Source organism: Maribacter sp. MMG018, assembly GCF_018100785.1.
GTDB lineage: Bacteria > Bacteroidota > Bacteroidia > Flavobacteriales > Flavobacteriaceae > Maribacter.
In genome coordinates, this window is sequence record NZ_JAGJEC010000001.1 from 170,609 (window position 1) to 187,584 (window position 16,976).

Genomic DNA, 16,976 nt, shown 5'->3' on the forward strand with positions numbered 1-16,976 from the left:
TTATAAAACCAAACTAGTTTTCACATCTATTTACTAGGCTTAGTTTAAACTTGTTAACTTAGGCTCCAGCCACAAATACCCCATACCCAAAATAAAAACAATGAAAAACCACAGGATATTTAATTCTTGGGAAAACTTTTTTATGGGTGCCTGCCCCGTAATATCATTAAAAAACAATTTATTATGCTTTAGCATCTTACTGTAGGACAGAGATTTCCACTCTGTAGTATCCAATACAAAATAATTCAACATCACCGTACTATCTTTGCTCGAATAAAGATATTGCCACCCCTTTTTTTCAGGATACGTGATACCCTCCCACTCCTCTTTAATAATCAAACTTCTTTTTAAAGGAATTTGAAACCCTTTAGAATGAATCGCCCCAGGATTTTCCTCATACGTATTCAAAATAAATTTATAGGGTTCGTTCAAATACACTAGGTCATCTAGAGAACTGAACGACCACGACTCTTTCGATTTTTTTCCTACTCTATCTATTATAGTAGACCACACCCTTTCAAAAACATCGTTGTTTCCCTCTAAAACCAATTGATATGTATTCTTTAACAAGCTGGTACCGAACCTACCGCTTCCACTTAACAAAGTATACGCATAATTTTCAATAGGCACGCCTTTTAACCTAGTATCATTAAAATAGTAGGGGTATTTTTCAAGATTACGATCAGACCAATCTATAGACAACTCCTCTTTATTTTCTTTTTTCACATCGAAATCTACCATCGAATTTGACGAGGAAAACAATCTTTCGCCCGGTTGTACAAAAACTCCTAAGCCATCTTCCTTTACACCTTCTGATATTGCCTTTTTTTCTATCCTAGATAAACTAAGCAATGTAAGGTCATCCATAATAAGCACATCGAACTTCTTTAAATTTTCTTGGTTAATAGGGGCTACCGGTAAGCGGTCGGTATTAAAATATTCGAACTTGTACTTTTGCTTGGTAAGTTTGCTCCTGACCACAACTTCATGTCCGTTCTCCGCCAAAAAATTCTTTAAATACTTGGTCTCAAAAGAAGGAAACTCATTAACCATTAGTATTTTCATTACCTCAACGCCCCTAACTATGACCGGCAAAGGTTCTATATTAAGTATTTTTCCGGTGCTATCTTTTTCGGTCAGTTTATAAATATATTTCCCCTCAGCTTTTAGGTTGGTCTTAAGCTCAAAATTCTCAAATGTATTGTTCTCAAAAACAATGGAATCCAACCCCGATCCGCCCGAATTCTGTAACACCAATCTGTTATTGACCAAGGGACGATCATAACGCCCTTGTACCACTAATTCATTACCCACCGTGTTTTCTTTCCCGTAGTTCAACTCCGTAATTCCTTTGAGTGTCTTTGTCCCCAAGAACTCAACTTCTTTGTTTTTTAATTGCCAAAGGTCATAATCCCTAATACCATAACCCAATACAACCACATTTGATACGGAATCCAATTGAGCGGACAAATCCATACCCGGAAGGTATTTTATATATTTTGTTCGCTTCTTTGCTTTTTTCAAACTATCGAGCTGTTCTTTTTCAAAACCATCGGTAACCAAAACAGCTTCCCCCTTTATTTTTTTCTGTATTGTAGGCCTCAAAAAAATACACAACAGGGAAACAATGGAGACAAAACCAACTATAACGTTCACTATAAATCTTTTGCCGAAATTACCTGACCATTCTTTCCAGACAAAAACACTAAAAAGCAATATAGCTCCTATTAACAAAGGTATAAGCCAATCAATATGCACAAAATCCAAACCGCTATTCAACATTCAAAGCTTCTATAAAAAGTTCATTGATCTTATCGTTACCACCCTTTTTTGTACTCGGCAACGGCTTTTGATCTGGTAAAACATCATACAAACCTCTTAACACTAGGTCTATTTGTTTTACGGAAACCTTAGCCGATTCCGAAAGCCATTTAAGTTCTTGTAATGTATTAAGGTATTTTCCGGGCTCGGCAATGGCCCTTGCGGCCAATTCAGACCCCGCTTTTCCAAACAGTTCCCTATCGCCGTTCATTAGTACGTCGGGGGAAAGACGCAGCATTTCCAATCTAGCTACCGCTTTCTTTATATACGGATACGCCACATCACCTGTCAAGTTTTCTTCTTTTGTAAAGTTGCCTATCTCTTTTAAATCTCCGGTTAAACGCTTATCTTCCTTAATAGGCGGAGGGTCGAACCCGATGCGATGTACATATATACGGGCACTATTCTTTATTTCCTGAATCAGTTTAAGTGCTTTGTATTGATAGGGAAGTGATTTTTCTGGCTGAAAAAGCCTTAGATACAATTCAGCATCCCACATTTCTGCCATTGCCTGTTTCAATTTACTTTTTAAAGAATTAGCAAAGAGTGTAGATGCTTCAGGATCTTCATGATTATGTACATACGCCTCCAGAGGATCTTCTTGTTCTTCCGAATCACCATCGCTTTCATGTTCATGCTCATGCTCATGACCATGACCCTCGTCTTCGACCAGATTGTGTTCATTGGCCCCATCATGATCATGCGTATACCCAGCCAAAAGATTCCCTTCTTCAGATGTTTCGTTTATTTCGGCCGGTGCTGGGGCCGACTCGGTCTCATCGCCCATAAACTCACCATATTTTAGCCGTAGGGATTTTTGGTCAAAACCTAGCTCGTTACTTCTATAATTAAATTCTTTCTCCTCTATTTTAGATTTTTCGGAAATTAGTTTTTCGGTATCTATGATCAACTGTCGCTGGCTCCGAAAATAATCGGGCATCAGATCCGCACCCAATGTTCCTTCTACGGCAAAGAGATCTGTTACCGTATCCTTAACCACCGAGAAATAGGTTTCGGTCCTGGCAATATTTGGTCTGGGCCGTTTGGTATCGGTCGCTTCGATATAAAAATAAAGCTCATCGCCAGGCTCCATCTTTAAATCGCGCAAGTCTATCTTCTTACGAAGGTTTTGGTTTTTAGAATTCTTTTTAAAGGATGTATCAAAACCCAGTCTTTCTTCCCTGAATTTTACCGATTCTCCCGTACCCTTACTGACCGTAGCTACAATGGCAACCGCAGAAACCCCAAAATCATCATTTAACCCAGCAGAAAACTCCAACACTTGCGGACCATCATAATCAAAAGAACTAAACTGCGGCAGCCCCTCTACCCGAATAATCGGTGGTTCGTCTTTATAAACCTCCATAACATACAAATCGGATAAATGTTTGTTCTGAACCGAATCAGAAAATACGAAGGTGTAAAAATCGGAGTAGTCGGCCTTGACCGAGGCCGAATAAGTATCTCCATTTAAAACCATGGACAAAGAATCATCCCCCTTCTGAAGCAACACTTCTTTTACCGCTTGATCAAACCGAATTTTCCAATTAACCCTAGACCCCTCTAAAACCTCTATGTTCATTTTAGAAGTCACCAAAGTTGATTTATTGGTGTAATCGGGATATTGTACACTTACCTTTTGTTCTATAATTTTAGGAGCTGCAATGGTCGAAGCAACCGAATCTATCAATTGAAAATTGATCACCTCATCTTCTGGAACAGTATTGTTTGAAGAATTTGGCCCCACAAACCCTAAGGAGTACAAAAACACCCCCGCTACTGAACACCCCAATGCAAAAAGAAGCCACAGAACCAAATTATTCTTAAAACGCACCTCCCCTTTATGCGCCCCCAGTTCTTTACTTATTTTAGACTGTTGAATTTTGGCTAGCACACTCAGGTCTTTCTCGTCTTTAAGTACGAGTCCCGTACTATTTTGCATCTGTATGATATGTGCATCTACATAACTACACACATCTTCTAAAGACATACGCCAAGGTTTCACATATATAAAACCAATAACAAACAAGCCTAGCAAGACCACAAAAGCCATCCAAAGGTCAAAAAAGATAAAATAGGACAACACCGATACTCCGACACCAAACAAGAGTATTTCAGAGATTTTTATAACCCTCCACTTTGCCAAAAGTCGATATAGTATTTTTTTTGCCTCTGTCATTGTTTTTTGATTTTTGACAAAATTCTTTCGGACAATAAAAGCAGTGCCATAAACAACCACAGCCACGGAGAAACATCCATAGTACCCACACGAACCGATGATTTTTTCAAATTATTAAAAACAGGAGCAATCTCTTCTTCTGCCAAAACCCTAATATCGTAGGAATCCACCAAATTTTGGATACTATCATTTTTCAACAAGATACGAGCCAAATCCTTTACCAACCCCCTATCTATAGCCGATTCTATATTCAGCCTTTGTGTAAGCGAATACGAGTTGTTTCTTTCCGCCGGTACTATTAATTTACTAGCTAAAGAATCGGGACGAAAAAGTATTGTTGTAGAGGTTTGCAAATATGGATCCACCCCCAACCAAACCGAAAGGTCCATTTTAGAATCAAGAACGTCCGCACTTTCCCCTTTTCTGAAACTAACGATTTTTACTGGATGACCACCATATGTACCTACCGCTTTAAAAGCCGCTTCCATAAAGTGTTTTTCTCTCTCATAATCAGCATCGAAAAAGATTCCTACCTTAATAGTGTCTTTCTTCCAAACAGGAACATTAATGCTTCCTTTTTTCGAAGAAAAAAATAGACTATCACTATCCAGTCTTTTAATTTCTTCATCACTTTTAGAAATCTCCTGTTTACGGATATCCATTAGCCTATGATCGCTATTGACCTTAAGCAATTCCACAGAATCACTACCTACCCATGCTCCTACATATTCTTCTATGGCTTGCCCATCATTCAAGACCATCCAATTAATATGCTCTGAAACCGTAGGCCTTTTTCCTTTAACCCCTTTAATCAACCCTTTTGAGAATACCACAATACTATCTGACCCCAAAACGGGCATTTCTTGTGCCAACTTCCAATAATTCGATTCCTCATTACCACCCTCATAATCATAAATATCAGGAAAACCATTGGCCAATAATTTTACATGGGAAGATGGCAAAGAATCCAATAAAGACTTTATTTGTGCATTTTGAAGTAAAGAAGGCTCTATTAAGTAAGTTATAGGTGTATTTTCGGATGGCATCTTCCATTTTGGCCCAGCCATAGTCAATACCAAAAGAGCAAACAAAAGCAAACGAAGCGCCAACAACAAAATCTCATTGATCCTTATTTTTCTAGATTGCTTGGTAGCGTGTTCAGAAAGATATTTGACACTACCTACCTTGACCGTTTTTACATCGCCTTGGTTTAAAAAGTGAATTATTATCGGCAACAATAACGAAAATAAACCCCAGAGATATGTTGGATGTGCAAATGTCATATCAACTTAAACTTGCTCTTTTCTTTAAAAAAAACTGTAACGCCTCTTCTATGGGCCGGTCGAGCCTAAAGAGTTCATACCCGATATCTTTCGATAAAAAGGCCTCTTTAATCTCTTTTAGATTTCTTTGCATAGCCGCGAGGTATGCTCCCTTGGCATTTTTTGCATTCACTTTCACTTTCTTCCCGGTTTCCAAATCCTCAAAAACGATTGCCCCCTTATAATCGAACATTATTTCGTTTTTGCCTAAAACATGTAGCACACAAACTTCGTTTTTTGAAGTCTTTAAGCTTTGTACCCAATTGGTCAACTCAGCATTGTTCTCGTGCATATCGGTCACAAGAAACAATAGCTCTTTTTGGGTTCTTTGATGAATTTTGTCCAAATCGTTCTGATCGGAAGGCCATACGCCCCCTATCTTCATATGAACAAGTTCATGTAATAAACGATTGTAATGCTTTTTGTTCGAAGAAGGAAAAAGACTTTGCAAATTGACATTGTTCAATGCAAAAAGCCCTACCGAATCTCCCTGATTTTGCGATAAATAAGCGAGCGACGCTACCAATACACGTACATAATCGATTTTGCTCACCCCATCTTCCTCATGTAACATTGAAGCACTGGTATCTATAATAAACTTAACGGTGACATGGGTGTCTATATCGGACTCTTTAATATAGTACCTACCGGAGCGTGCCAACATTTTCCAATCCAACAGCCTCATATCATCCCCCGGCTGATACCCTCTGTATTGGCTAAATTCCAATCCGGACCCTACTCTTCTACTTTGGTGTGCCCCTGCCAAAAAGGTATCTACGACCACACGCGCAATCAATGCCAAACCAGACACGCTGTTAATTATTTGTGGTTGCAGTAATTGCCTATAGTCGTTTTTCAATGGATCAGCGCTTAATGTTCACTTTTATATTTTCAAGTAAGTTTTCAGTTACCTTATCTGAGGTTATACCCTCTGCCTCTGCCCTAAAATTGACTATAATTCGATGTCGCAACACGGGATAAGCCACTTTTTTTATATCCTCTAGGGTAACGGAAAAACGCCCTTCTTGCAAAGCCCTGGCCTTTGCCGTTAGTATCATCGCCTGTCCGGCCCGTGGCCCTGCACCCCAACTTACCCAATCTTTCACAAATTCATTTGTTGAAGTTTCCGGTCTGGTGGCCCTTACTATATTACTGACATACGCGATAAGGTCATCGCTAATGGGCACATCTCGCACCAACGATTGCAATTTGATGATCTCTTGGCCGCCAATTATCTTTTCAATTTTTGGCTTATTAGAACCGGTCGTACTTTTTAATATGTTAACTTCTTCGGTTGCGGAAGGGTAAGCTATTTTAATATAAAAAAGAAAACGGTCTTGTTGTGCTTCCGGCAAAGGAAAAGTACCGGATTGCTCAATGGGGTTTTGTGTCGCCAAAATAAAAAATGGCCTGTCCATCTTATACGTTTTACCCGAGTAGGTAACCTCAAACTCTTGCATCGCCTCTAAAAGTGCCGCCTGTGTCTTAGGTGGCGTTCTATTTATCTCATCGGCCAACACTATGTTGGCAAATATTGGCCCTTTATTAAATTTAAAATACTTATTGCCCGTAGTATGGTCTTCTTCCAATATCTCTGTACCCACAATGTCTGAAGGCATTAGATCGGGCGTAAATTGAATTCTATTAAACTTTAAGTCAATAGCCTGAGAAATTGTTTTTATCAATAAGGTTTTGGCCAAACCAGGTACACCTTCTAAAAGTGCATGGCCACCGGCCAAGAAAGTAATCAACAAATGCTCAATGGTCTCTTCTTGCCCTATGATCACTTTTGCTATTTCCTTTTTTAATAACGGTAGTTTATCCGTTAATGCTTTTATTTCCTTTTCGGCCGTTGCCAAATTATTATCCATTTTGTGTATTTAAGAAGTTAATGCGTACATCACAATATTTACCCCAAATCTTGTATTATCTATCTTATACCATCTTTTGTTCCTGAAATCGTAATCCCATTCGCAACCGTAATCCTTATTACTGTACAAAACACCGATTCTACCATTTACCTCAATAGCTTTCAGGTATTCATGTACCAAATCATCGCCCCAACCATTAAGTTCTTGTGAGGTAGTGGGGGGGCCATCTTCAAAATCGAAGAAAACAGAATACAATTCGTGATCGTTGGGTATTTTTTTAAGGGCTTCACCACCGAACAACTCTTCCATTTGCCTTTCAAACGACTTGGCAAAAAGACCGTCTATATCGTGGTTGCAATCATCTACAAAAACAAATCCACCGTTATCCACATATTTTTTAAAATTCTCTTTTTCCTTTTTGGAAAACTGCACCAGCTTATGGCCCGACAAATAACAAAAGGGACATTTAAAAATATCATCACTGGCCAACGGCACTATATTCTCTACAGTGTTCACTTGCAACGTGGTATACTCTACCAAAGAGTTCAGCAGATTGGAGGGCATTCGCTGATCTACATCCCAATCGCCGGATTCGTATTGAAGACGGGTAAAAAAAAAGGCATTGCTCAACAGTATACTATTCTAATTATATTAAAAGAAAAAACTGGTTACAACCATTTCAATTGCAACCAGTTTACACAACTATTCTTCCTTATACGGCATCGGACAAACTAGTGAATGTAAAGTCCCTGATTTTCATGTACGGTATTAGGTTACCATTGATCCTTACTTGCTTACCAAGGGTTTCCAAATTATTCAACATGATAATAGGACTTTCGTTAAAGCGGAAATTTTTAACCGGATGTTTAATTTTTCCGTTTTCAATATAGAAAGTTCCATCTCTTGTTAAACCTGTATAGAGCAATGTTTGGGGGTCTACCGAGCGTATATACCATAATCTGGTCACCAAAATTCCCTTTTTGGTACCCTTGATCAAATCTTCCAATGAAGCATCTCCACCGCCCATGATCAAGTTACTTGGAAAAGGAACTGGCTCTACTCCTTTTTGTTCTGCCCAATATCTACTGTATGCCAAATTTTTGACCACCCCGTTCTCTATCCATGTAGTTTTTTTAAGAGGTTGCCCTGCCCCGTTCCATGTTGCTGTCGGCACTTCGGGATGCAATGGATCAGACCAAATATTTACTCTCTCATCCAAAATTTTCTCTCCCATTTTTGTGCCACCGCCTTCTTTGGACATAAAGCTACGACCCTCATCCGCTGTACGTGCGTTCAAAGACCTACCCATGTTTCTAATAAGGTTTTCCGCGGCGGCAGGCTCTAAAATAACCGTATACTTACCCGGCTCTATCGCTTTTGCCTCTCTAGACATTACCGCTTTATCTATTGCTATTTTAGAAGCTTCGGCCGCATTAAATTTGGTAACGTCGTTATAATCGCGGGACACCCAACCAGATCCGGTACCATCATTGGTTCTCATGGTCACCGTAAAATCAACATTTGAAGACTTGTTATATGCAAACAAGCCTTTAGAGTTAAGCATGGCACTAAAACCATACGAATCATCTAAAAACCCTGCTGCGGTCACATCTTGTTTTGTAGCCGGCACAATACTGTCATTGGCCACAGACGCTCTGTATTCAGGTGTAATGTTGGCCGTCGCCTCCACGTAATTTATTGCCTTGTCATAGGTTTGTGGACCTAAGGGATCCATAAATTCCGGGTTTTCGGGCGATAGCTTTGCCAGCTCCTCTGCCCTTTTTACCACTTTTTCTAAAGAGGCATCGTCAAACTCGTCAATTGTTGCTGTTCCAGATTTTTTTCCAAAACTGGACTGTACCGCCAATGTTTGGTTTGATCTATGACCCGATGTGGAAACGGAGTTTCTCGCATAACGGATATTACCACTTTCACTACCGCTCAGATTTATTTCGCAGATGTCGGCTGTGGAAAAGCTCAGCGCTTTTTCCATTATTTTTCTAGCTTCTTCTTCTGTATATATTGCCATTTTCGAATTTTTTGAATTGCGTATCCTTTAAATGGAACGACCAGTATTAATTACGTTAATATCATTGAATCTTGAAGTAGCACTACCGTGTGATACCGCACTTACCTGAGAAGGTTGTCCCTTTCCATCAAAGAAGGAACCAAACAAACGATAGTCGCTCTCATCACATATTTTTACACAAGAATTCCAAAACTCTTGGGTATTGGACTGGTATGCCACATCATTCAACATACCTACGATCTCACCATTCTTTATCTCATAAAAAATAGTTCCACCGAATTGGAAGTTATAACGCTGCTGATCTATGGAGTATGATCCGCGACCTGCAATATATATGCCTTTTTCAACATCTTTGATCATCTCGGCTATGGAGTATTTCTCTTTACCCGCTTCTAACGATACGTTAGGCATACGCTGAAACTGAACGTCGTTCCAACTTTGTGCGTAACAACAGCCGTGTGATTCATTTTGCCCAAGAATATTCACTTGATCTCTAATTGCTTGATAATTTACCAAGGTTCCGTTCCTTACCAAGTCCCATTTCTTACATTTAACCCCTTCATCGTCATAACCTACCGCACCTAAACTACCCACTTGGGTCTTATCGGCCACTAAGTTAACGATCTCACTACCGTAGTTAAAGTTACCCGATTTCCATTTATCAAGGGTTGCAAAACTTGTTCCTGCATAATTAGCTTCATAGCCTAATACACGATCCAGTTCTAATGGGTGACCGACCGATTCGTGAATGGTAAGCCCTAAATGATTAGGTTCTAGCACCAAGTCATATTTACCTGGATCCACAGATTTTGCGGTTAACATCTCTTTTGCCTGTTTGGCCGCTTGCACGGCATCTTCGACTATATCATAACTTTTGCTGTAAAGGGTAATTCCGGCCGGACCTTCTTTTTTCTCAGAAGCAAGACCGTCCATATACTCATACCCCATTCCCATAGGAGCACTCATGGCCTGTCGTGTCTTAAACTTACCGGCACCCCTATCTACGGCCGTAACACTAAATGTTGGCCAGATACGATGCACGTCCTGATCTATATAGGAGCCGTCGGTAGAGGCAAAATATTTTTGCTCGTTTACCATAAACAGGGCAGAATTCACAAAATTGGCACCATTTTCCATTGCAGCTGCATTGGCACTCAACAACAAATCTACCTTCTCTGAAACCGGCACTTCTTTAAAGTCTTTTTTAATGGGGGTCTTCCAAGACACTTCACCGTATGCCGGAACAGGCGCGAGTTTCACCGGCTCTTTCTGAATTTTAGAGTTCGCTTTGGCTATTGCCACTGCTTGTTGCGTAGCTTTCTTAATTCCGTCTTCGGTAACACTATTGGTAGAAGCAAAGCCCCAAGTGCCATTGGCTATAACCCGTATACCTATACCAAAAGATTCGGTATTGACCACATTTTGCACTTTGTCTTCCCTTGTAAAGACATACTGGTTCAAATACCTTCCAATACGGGCATCCGCGTAGGTGGCCCCTAAAGATTTGGCCGTATTCAAGGCTACATCGGCCATTCGTTTTTTTACAACAACATCCATTCCTGGAGCTAACAGGGCTTCTGTCGCAATTGTATTCCCCATCATGCTGGCAGGCACCAACAACGATGCCGCACCCATTCCGGATAATTGTACAAAGTCTCTTCTTTTCATGTATTAGTATTTATATTTTGGTCAGTATTATCTAGCATTAAACACCTATACCAAGGTGATACACTAGACTTTAAAATTTATTAAATCACCTGTATCAAACAAAAAAATATGCTTGTCACATTTTACTTCTAATGCTTTTAAAAATACAGAATTATATACATACATCATATCGGTATTTAGATTTTATTAAGAAGATTTTATGATATTGATAATTTAGAAACAATTTTAATTCGTAAAAACTAAATAACTTCTTGATAAGAAGATATAACCTTCTATTTTTTAAACCAATAGAGCCATACACTTTAGCCTAAACACATCTATAGGAAACAAAAAAATATGCTTTTTTTAAATTTTAGTTGGTATATCTCAAATTTGAAATTATATTTGCAGCCGCTTACAGCGTATCTGGTACCTTAGCTCAGTTGGTAGAGCAACGGACTGAAAATCCGTGTGTCCCTGGTTCGATTCCTGGAGGTACCACAAAAAATCCTTACTTCACGGTAAGGATTTTTTTGTTTTACAGTATTCGCAAACACTATTGTTTAACTTATTACGTGTTTAAAAAGGACATCAATCCCAGATTCGTTCTATTTCACTTTCGGTAAAACCTTTTACTTCCAGTACCTCGTCCGACAAATTCTCTATGGTCAATTGGGTATATGGACCATTAGGAAAAATTTGATTGGTCATTACATATTGTCCTTTATTAAAAAACAGCTCTAAAGACGAGTGATCCAGTATCATGCGCACTTCTATATTACCATCTTTAAGGTTTGGAACATTCATCTCTTGCAGGCCGTCGCTAAATTTCTGACTAAAATCCGTAAGACCCGACTTAGAACGATCCAATAACACCTTTTTATTTTTAATATCCACTGCGACCTTTAAGCTATCACCCTGTTCATTACTAAAAATCCAATTGGCATTTTGCGCTCCCATATTGAATTTTATTTCCGACCTATTTCCAAATTGCAGGTCTAGCTGTTTTAGTTCATTTTTCTTTAGTACTACGAGAGGCTGTTCATAAGGCTTACCAACAATCTTATCAAAGTTTTCCAATGGATAATTGTACAGCTCCAATTGTCCATTATTTCTATGTAAAGATAATTTTCTGGGCAGGGTCATTGCACTTCTCCAAACTTTTGTGGGCGTATCGGCAGCATAATCCCAGTTGCTCATCCAACCAATAAAAATTCTATCATTGTTCGGCACATTGTTATAGGTTACCCCGGCATAATTGTCCCTACCCATATCTATCCATTTTGTCTCCTCTTGGTCTGTGGTAAAAGTAGTTCCATCAAACTCTCCAATAAAATATTGAGTGCCACTACCCCCATTTGGTGCACCTGGATTTATACTGATAAGCAATACCCATTTCTCCTCGTCACTTCCTTCTACTTTTAGTTTAAATAGATCTGGGCATTCCCAAACACCCCCATGGGCTCCTTTATCATGGCCAAATTCGCTTACTTTTTCCCACTTCTTCAAATCCTCTGATTCCCATATCTGCAAGTGGTCTCCGGCCACTAATAGCATGGTCCAATTCTTTTTGATATCGTTCCAAAAAACTTTTGGATCCCTAAAGTCCTTAATCCCCGTGTTTCCCACTACCGGGTTCCCCTCGTATACCGTCCAATTATCGCCATTATCCAAACTATACGCAATACCCTGTGTCTGAAAATTATCTTCACCCTTCTTGAGAAGGGTATCGTCATGATACGTAAAAATGGCCACCAAAGGCGGATTTTCTTTTGTTCCGAAACCAGAAGTGTTTTCAACATCCACAACCGCACTTCCAGAAAAAATATACCCGTGCCGGTCCGGATAAAGTGCTATAGGCTTATGTTGCCAATGTATCATATCTTCACTTACCGCATGCCCCCAATGCATTGGCCCCCAAACAATGTCCTCGGGGTAGTGTTGATAAAACAAATGATACTTTCCTTCATGGTATACCAACCCATTAGGGTCGTTCATCCATTTCTCTTTGGGCGAAAAATGAAACTGGGGCCTATATTCTTCTGTATAATAGACCATATCATTTTTCGTTATATCCGATGTTTTTTCTGGAGTCCTTTGCTTGCACCCCGCACTGGCCAACACAACAAAAACAATTATGCTTCTCACTATATATTTTAACATTTTATAACTTTTATCAAGGTTTTACATAAAGAGCTTCCTCTTTAAAAATACTACATTTACACTTATGTTTCGTTTTTCTTCACCCATTATCTGCTTTATTGCTATCGCAATACTATTTATACAACCCACAGAAGCACAACGCAGTATAGAAAAAAGCCTGAAAAAATGGAACAAAGAATCGGTACCTTATATCTATCCACAAAATTTGGAAATGAACGATGATTTAATATTATTGGACACCCGAAAAAAGGAAGAATTTGAAATAAGCCATTTAAAAGGAGCCATATGGGTAGGATATAAAAAATTTGACGAACAAACGATTCTCGACACCATTAAGAACAAAACAACACCGATCGTTGTTTACTGCTCTATAGGTGTGCGTTCAGAGAATATTGGAGAAAAACTTTTAAAACTTGGTTATACCAATGTAAAAAACCTTTTTGGTGGTATTTTTGAATGTAAAAATCAAGACCACAAGGTGTACAACCCAAAAGGTGTTGCCACCGATAGTGTACATGCCTTTAATAAGCATTGGGGAAAATTTTTAAAAAAAGGGATCAAAGTATATAAGGACCACTAATTATATACGACCAACAAGAGTATTGAATCTTTCAGAACAAACAACAAAATAAACTTCTTTTACCTTGGGAATATTACAGACCAATAAGACTGAAAAAGACGAAAAAACAATTGATTTTACCTTGGCAAGCTCTAAAAACCTATTGCTCATCTTTACCCGTAACCCCGAATTGGGCAAGGGAAAAAGACGTTTGGCGGCAACAGTCGGTGATGAATGTGCCCTAAACATCTATAAATTTCTGTTAGAACATACGGTCGATATTACATCAAAACTCTATGCCGAGAAAACAGTCTATTACTCAGAAGAGATTTGGAAAGACGATATATGGAAAAACACCATATACGACAAAAAGGTACAACAGGGCAAAGACCTGGGCCAACGAATGGCCAATGCTTTTAAAGATGGTTTTGAAAGAGGATTTGAAAAAATTATTATTATTGGCAGTGACATGTACGACCTAGATCAAGAAGATCTAGAAAATGCTTTTAAGCATCTTGCACAAAACGATTTTGTAATAGGCCCGGCAGAAGACGGCGGTTATTATTTACTTGGAATGAAAAAATTAATGCCCGAACTTTTTGAAAACAAAAATTGGGGCACCGCCAGTGTTTTAAAAGATACCCTTGCCGACCTAAAAGACGAAAAAACAAAGTTATTGGAAATTAGAAACGATATAGATCATTATGAGGATATCAAAGACGTACCCGTTTTTGCTCCTTTTTTAAAACATATAACAAAATGATAAAAGAACAACTTGAAGAATCAGTAGCATATTTAGTATCGAAAGGATTTGACAAACCTGAAATAGGCATTGTACTTGGTACCGGCCTTGGTAGATTGGTAGACGAAATTAAAAACCCCATAGATGCACATTACAACCATATTCCTTTCTTTCCATTGGCCACGGTAGAATTTCACACCGGCAAATTGGTCTTTGGTACCATAGAGGACAAAAAGGTGGTGGTAATGCAGGGGCGTTTTCATTTGTACGAAGGATACGATTTTCTTGATATCACCTACCCCATTAGGGTAATGCACATGCTGGGCATCACCAAATTATTCATATCCAACGCCGCAGGAGCAATCAATACCAATTTTAAAAAAGGCGATATGATGTTGATAGAGGACCATATTAACCTTCAAGGGGGGTCACCATTGGCATTTAAAAACGTCTCCGAATTCGGCGAACGGTTTGTGGATATGTCAGAACCTTATGACCAAAACATGAGGAACAAACTCATCGAGATAGCTAAAGACAACGGTATTTCATTGAAATCGGGAATCTATGCTTCTGTAGTAGGGCCACAGCTAGAAACAAAGGCAGAATATCGTATGTTAAAGATATTAGGCGCAGATGCAGTAGGCATGAGCACTGTACCCGAAGTGATTGTGGCAAACCACCTGAACCTTCCCATGATAGCGGTATCCGTTTTAACTGACGAATGTGACCCGGCCAATCTTAAACCGGTAGATATTAACGAAATTATCTCAATTGCAGAGAAAACAGAACCAAAAATGGTAAAATTGTTCAAAGAATTGATAAAACAAATCTAAAAACATCATTCTTTACAAGCGTTTGACCAAGTAGTTTTTCAATGGCCGGCATTAGCATTATTATCCCCGTATTAAATGAAGAAGCTTACATTGAAAAGCTACTTACAACCATCTCTGAACATTCAACATCAAACCAAATAAAAGAAATATTGGTAGTGGATGGCGGTAGTACCGACAACACCTTGTACATTGCCCAAAAGTTTGGTGTCGAAACAATATCCTGCGGGTCAGGTAGGGCCAAACAAATGAATATGGGAGCCCAAAAAGCTACGGGTGAAATTCTTTATTTTTTACATGTTGACAGTCTTCCCCCTATGGGTTTTGACCAAAAGATCGTTCAATCATACAATGAAGGGTATAAAACAGGATGCTTCCGACTAAAATTTGATACCCAAAGCTATTTTTTGGGATTCTTTGCCTGGTTTACAAAGATCAACCAACCTATATGCCGTGGCGGAGACCAATCATTATTCATATCAAAAGAACTCTTTATACAACTAAAGGGATTTAATGAGGACTATATAATTTATGAGGACAATGAGTTTATTCGACGTATTTATAAGGCAACCTCTTTTAAGGTTATAGACGATTTCATCGAAACTTCCACTAGAAGATATAAAAAACACGGAAACGTACGGTTACAGTATCATTTTGCAATGATACACCTAAAGCATTATTTGGGCAGTGGACCACAAACCTTGCTCAATTATTACAAAAAGCACATTGCACTTTAAGCTACCGCTCCTCATAATCCAGGATTAAACCTTCAGAAATCCATTTTGCCAAAGCCTGCCTATTGTCCGGCTCCAAAATTCTACGTTGATCTTTCTTGTTCTGTATGTTTCCTATTTCTATAAAGGCCATGGCAGGGTGCGTTTTTTTAACCAAGTATAAAGATGTGCGATCTTCAAAAGTACCCGAATAAGTACGGTTGGGCTGATACTTTTTATATTTGGTCTGAAAGGTCTTGTGAATATTCTCGGCCAATCGTTTTCCATTTTTACTTTTTTCATGATGGTAGAAAAACACATCTATATTTTGCCCCTTGCTTCTACTATCTACATGGGTTACGATCAACCGCTGGTAGGCTCCCTTGTTCTTTTTATAGAGATTATTTACAATATCGACCCTTTGCCTAAGTCTGGCCAGTTGGTTTAACGGAATGGTCTTGTCGGGGTAAGCGACCTCATCGTTATCTATCTCCAAGATTCTTTCTTCACGAATACCATCATCTTCATCCCTTATAATGATGTACACCTTAGCTCCATGGGCCAACAATTCTTTTGCCAAACGCAATGTTATATCATAGGCGTACTCATCTTCTGCAATGGGTTTACCTTTATATACCGCCATAGCACCGGGATCGGGACCTCCATGACCCGAAACCAGATAATAAACGGCTCCTTTTAATCGTTCGCTTTTTGGCAAGACTATCTTGTGGTCCTCACCAAAAATATCATAGGCCTTACCTTCTATTTTCTTTACTTTCTTGGATTGTTCTTGCAACGAACTTTCAATAGGCACGTTAGCCAATGCCACTTTCGGAATCGCATAGGTTTGCCCTTCATAAAGATGAACGCTATCTCTAAGATTATCTATATTAACACTTACAAACTCATCATAATATTCGTAAGGGTCCACCCCATGCTTTCTTAACAACGATAAAATACCGTCGCCCTTTTCTGCGGTTATCGTTGCCAAAGTATCTTGAGAGCACACCACATGGATCTGCCCTAAACATAAAAAACAAGTAATTATAAGTTTATACATCACAAAAAATTGAAAACAAAGTTCATGCCGAACAAAAAAG

Annotated in this window: 14 protein-coding genes and 1 tRNA gene; 5 read left to right on the top strand and 10 right to left on the bottom strand. The window is 38.9% G+C overall.

The window, feature by feature from the left end:
* Positions 1 to 39: 39 nt before the first annotated feature.
* The 8 genes from J8L85_RS00785 to J8L85_RS00820 form a co-directional block, all read right to left on the bottom strand.
* Positions 40 to 1,782 (bottom strand): hypothetical protein, encoded by a 1,743-nt coding sequence (locus tag J8L85_RS00785; protein WP_211013803.1) that lies wholly within the window; start codon positions 1,780 to 1,782, stop codon positions 40 to 42.
* Positions 1,772 to 4,000 carry a tryptophan-rich sensory protein gene (locus tag J8L85_RS00790; protein WP_211013804.1) on the bottom strand — a complete coding sequence of 743 codons (2,229 nt, stop codon included), beginning with the start codon at positions 3,998 to 4,000 and terminating at the stop codon, positions 1,772 to 1,774. The genes J8L85_RS00785 and J8L85_RS00790 overlap by 11 nt, the downstream gene beginning before the upstream one ends.
* A complete protein-coding gene (locus J8L85_RS00795; protein WP_211013805.1) occupies positions 3,997 to 5,283 on the bottom strand; it encodes a BatA domain-containing protein in 1,287 nt (428 codons plus the stop codon). The genes J8L85_RS00790 and J8L85_RS00795 overlap by 4 nt, the downstream gene beginning before the upstream one ends.
* Position 5,284: 1 nt before the next feature.
* Positions 5,285 to 6,181, bottom strand: coding sequence for a DUF58 domain-containing protein (locus J8L85_RS00800; RefSeq protein WP_211013806.1), 897 nt, complete (start codon positions 6,179 to 6,181; stop codon positions 5,285 to 5,287).
* A gap of 4 nt (positions 6,182 to 6,185) precedes the next feature.
* Positions 6,186 to 7,193, bottom strand: a complete 1,008-nt coding sequence (locus J8L85_RS00805) for a MoxR family ATPase (RefSeq protein WP_211013807.1) — start codon at positions 7,191 to 7,193, stop codon at positions 6,186 to 6,188.
* Positions 7,194 to 7,202: 9 nt separating this feature from the next.
* Positions 7,203 to 7,823 carry a DUF4159 domain-containing protein gene (locus J8L85_RS00810; RefSeq protein WP_211013808.1) on the bottom strand — a complete coding sequence of 207 codons (621 nt, stop codon included), beginning with the start codon at positions 7,821 to 7,823 and terminating at the stop codon, positions 7,203 to 7,205.
* An 82-nt stretch (positions 7,824 to 7,905) separates the two neighbouring features.
* A complete protein-coding gene (locus tag J8L85_RS00815; protein WP_211013809.1) occupies positions 7,906 to 9,222 on the bottom strand; it encodes a TldD/PmbA family protein in 1,317 nt (438 codons plus the stop codon).
* A gap of 27 nt (positions 9,223 to 9,249) precedes the next feature.
* Positions 9,250 to 10,890, bottom strand: coding sequence for a TldD/PmbA family protein (locus J8L85_RS00820; protein WP_211013810.1), 1,641 nt, complete (start codon positions 10,888 to 10,890; stop codon positions 9,250 to 9,252).
* Between the two features lie 407 nt (positions 10,891 to 11,297).
* On the opposite strand from J8L85_RS00820, the gene J8L85_RS00825 reads away from it, so the two are divergent.
* Positions 11,298 to 11,370: transfer RNA gene (locus J8L85_RS00825), tRNA-Phe, on the top strand.
* 90 nt (positions 11,371 to 11,460) lie between these two features.
* Here J8L85_RS00825 and J8L85_RS00830 read toward each other — a convergent pair.
* Positions 11,461 to 13,032 carry a glycoside hydrolase family 32 protein gene (locus J8L85_RS00830; protein WP_211013811.1) on the bottom strand — a complete coding sequence of 524 codons (1,572 nt, stop codon included), beginning with the start codon at positions 13,030 to 13,032 and terminating at the stop codon, positions 11,461 to 11,463.
* A 64-nt stretch (positions 13,033 to 13,096) separates the two neighbouring features.
* Here J8L85_RS00830 and J8L85_RS00835 point away from each other — a divergent pair, with 64 nt between their 5' ends.
* The 4 genes from J8L85_RS00835 (at position 13,097) to J8L85_RS00850 (ending at position 15,900) form a co-directional block, all read left to right on the top strand.
* On the top strand, positions 13,097 to 13,612 hold the full coding sequence (locus J8L85_RS00835; RefSeq protein WP_211013812.1) for a rhodanese-like domain-containing protein: 516 nt from the start codon (positions 13,097 to 13,099) through the stop codon (positions 13,610 to 13,612).
* A 70-nt stretch (positions 13,613 to 13,682) separates the two neighbouring features.
* Positions 13,683 to 14,354 carry a TIGR04282 family arsenosugar biosynthesis glycosyltransferase gene (locus J8L85_RS00840; RefSeq protein ID WP_348771736.1) on the top strand — a complete coding sequence of 224 codons (672 nt, stop codon included), beginning with the start codon at positions 13,683 to 13,685 and terminating at the stop codon, positions 14,352 to 14,354.
* Positions 14,351 to 15,166: a purine-nucleoside phosphorylase gene (locus tag J8L85_RS00845; RefSeq protein WP_211013813.1), complete on the top strand. Its 816-nt coding sequence runs from the start codon at positions 14,351 to 14,353 to the stop codon at positions 15,164 to 15,166. The genes J8L85_RS00840 and J8L85_RS00845 overlap by 4 nt, the downstream gene beginning before the upstream one ends.
* Positions 15,167 to 15,207: 41 nt before the next feature.
* Positions 15,208 to 15,900 carry a TIGR04283 family arsenosugar biosynthesis glycosyltransferase gene (locus J8L85_RS00850; protein WP_211013814.1) on the top strand — a complete coding sequence of 231 codons (693 nt, stop codon included), beginning with the start codon at positions 15,208 to 15,210 and terminating at the stop codon, positions 15,898 to 15,900.
* Position 15,901: 1 nt separating this feature from the next.
* Here J8L85_RS00850 and J8L85_RS00855 read toward each other — a convergent pair whose 3' ends face one another.
* On the bottom strand, positions 15,902 to 16,936 hold the full coding sequence (locus J8L85_RS00855) for an N-acetylmuramoyl-L-alanine amidase (RefSeq protein WP_211013815.1): 1,035 nt from the start codon (positions 16,934 to 16,936) through the stop codon (positions 15,902 to 15,904).
* Positions 16,937 to 16,976: the final 40 nt, after the last annotated feature.